Source organism: Clostridium sp. (assembly GCF_051656525.1).
Classification (GTDB): Bacteria; Bacillota; Clostridia; order Clostridiales; family Clostridiaceae; genus Clostridium.
The window spans coordinates 1-2,241 of sequence record NZ_JBOGCC010000277.1 but is presented as its reverse complement, the minus strand read 5'-3'; the positions used below and the strand labels follow the sequence as shown (position 1 = coordinate 2,241).

Here is a 2,241-nt window from a genome sequence, read left to right as displayed (position 1 = left end):
CAAATGGAAATTGGTTTATTAATGGAGTTGATACAGGATTCCCATCAAGAGGACCACAAGGATCAGCAGGAACAAATGGATATACGCCATATGTAGGACCAAATGGAAATTGGTTTATTAATGGAGTTGATACAGGATTTCCGTCAAGAGGTCCAATAGGTGCAACAGGGGCAACAGGACCAGCAGGAGCAGGAATAACAGGACCAACAGGAGCAAATGGATATACGCCATATGTAGGACCAAATGGAAATTGGTTTATTAATGGAGTTGATACAGGATTTCCATCAAGAGGGCCAATAGGAGTAACAGGGGCAACAGGACCACAGGGACCTGCAGGACCTGGAAGCGGAGCTACAGGAGCTACGGGAGCAACAGGGGCAACAGGGGCAACAGGGCCAGCAGGACCTGGAAGTGGAGCAACAGGAGCAACAGGACCAACAGGACCAACAGGATTACAAGGGCCAGCTGGAATTCAGGGACCTCAGGGACCTCAAGGAATTCAAGGTCCTCAAGGAGTTCAAGGATTACCTGGAGCAACTGGAGCAACAGGATATACACCATATATAGGACCAAATGGAAATTGGTTTATTAATGGAGTTGATACAGGATTTCCATCAAGAGGTCCAGTAGGAGCAACTGGAGCAACTGGTACTTGTACTTGTGGAACAGGAACAACAGGAACTACATTTGCAGGCTCAATAATCCCATATGCATCAGGAACAGTTAAAGGTGGTGCAGCTGCACAAGCAAATGGAGATCCGCTATATGCAACAGCATTAGGTTTTGGAGGATCACAAGCAGGTATAAATATTTCAAGTGGAGTATTAAATACTTTCTTTGGTAGTGGATATTACACTTATGCATACACTATGCCTAGAGACGGATGCATAACGGATATTAGTGGATACTTTACTAATGAATTTGCTATGGCACTTGGAACATCTACAATCACTTTAGAAGCACAAGTTTGGGCATCTACAGTACCAAATGATACATTTAAACCTGTTCCAGGAGCATTTGTTGATTTATCACCTGTAATGACAGGAAACGTAGCAGCTCAATCAACGTATTCAGGAGTAAATCATTTAGCGACACCAATATGTTTTAAAGCTGGAGACAGAATTCTTTATTTATTTACAGCTAAAGGAACAGGGCCGTTAGGTGGCGTTGCAGTTTATGGGAATTTTGATGGAGGACTAAACTGGATATAATTTGAAAAAGGCTATCGTAGCACAAAATTGCTAACGATAGCTTTTTAAAAATAAGAAGGGAGAATGTTAGCGTATGGAAGGGATATTTATAGAAAAAACGTCAACTTTAGAATATATAAATTTAGATACAACAAATATAATAAAGTATACTATAATCATAGAAAATAATAGTGATTCTATAATTAATACAGTTAGGGTATATGATATTCCAGAACCAAATCAAAAACTAATTAGAGAAAGTGTATTAATAGATAATCAGCCTCCAGGAGAAAGTTTGTTACTAGAAGATAATTCAATAATAATTTCATCAATAAATTCAGGAACTAATTCAATTATAACTTTTGATGTAGAAGTCTCTACAGTGAATCCACCAAACAAAATAATTAGTAATGCAACGGCTATGTATTTAGATGTTTATGGCAATATATATAGTGTTGTGAGTAATGAATGTATTGTGGAAGTTATTTATATTAGCGTTTATATACCAAAGGAAGCAGATAGATCTACAGCTAATATAGGTGATAACATAGGGTATAAAGTATTTATTAAAAATAATAGTAATGTTCCTATTAGAGATGTAACTTTTTTTGATCCATGGCCAGAAGAATTAGATTTAGTAAATGACTGTTTATTAGTTAATGGCGTAGAAACTTATAAAAATTTAGAGGAGTTAGCACAAGGTGTTTTCTTAAATATATTAAATCCGAATGAAAGTGTGATAATAACTTTTTATGGGACAGTTTTAAAAGAACCACCTTGCTCTATTCTTCCAAATAGAGCATATATAAATTTTGAATATGTAGTGCCAGATCCGAAGCTTGCAAATAGGTTTATTAAAAAGAGAGAATATAGTAATTATGCAGATGTAAGAATTATTAGTTAGGAGGAATTAATGGGAGTTGGAAATCTTAAATTAAGCCTATGTATGATAGTTAGAGATGAAGAAAAGACGTTAGAGCGATGTTTAAATTCAGTTAAGGAGTTTATAGACGAAATAATTTTAATAGATACTGGATCTATAGATGAAACA

General features: G+C 36.1%; 3 protein-coding genes. All 3 read left to right on the top strand.

The genetic code is table 11. The annotated features are described in order from the left end of the window. A partial coding sequence (locus ACRDDY_RS13630; RefSeq protein WP_438565489.1) for an exosporium glycoprotein BclB-related protein occupies positions 1-1,211 on the top strand: 1,211 nt, incomplete at its 5' end. A gap of 73 nt (positions 1,212-1,284) precedes the next feature. Next, the gene (locus tag ACRDDY_RS13625; protein WP_438565488.1) at positions 1,285-2,094 is read left to right on the top strand and encodes a DUF11 domain-containing protein; all 810 of its coding nucleotides are present in this window, start codon (positions 1,285-1,287) and stop codon (positions 2,092-2,094) included. A gap of 9 nt (positions 2,095-2,103) precedes the next feature. Further along, positions 2,104-2,241: glycosyltransferase (locus ACRDDY_RS13620; RefSeq protein ID WP_438565490.1), on the top strand; the 138-nt coding region annotated here is incomplete at its 3' end.

Excerpts from the sequence above, each read along its gene's own strand:
- ACRDDY_RS13625 (WP_438565488.1), top strand. The coding sequence starts at position 1,285 with ATGGAAGGGATATTTATAGAAAAAACGTCAACTTTAGAATATATAAAT.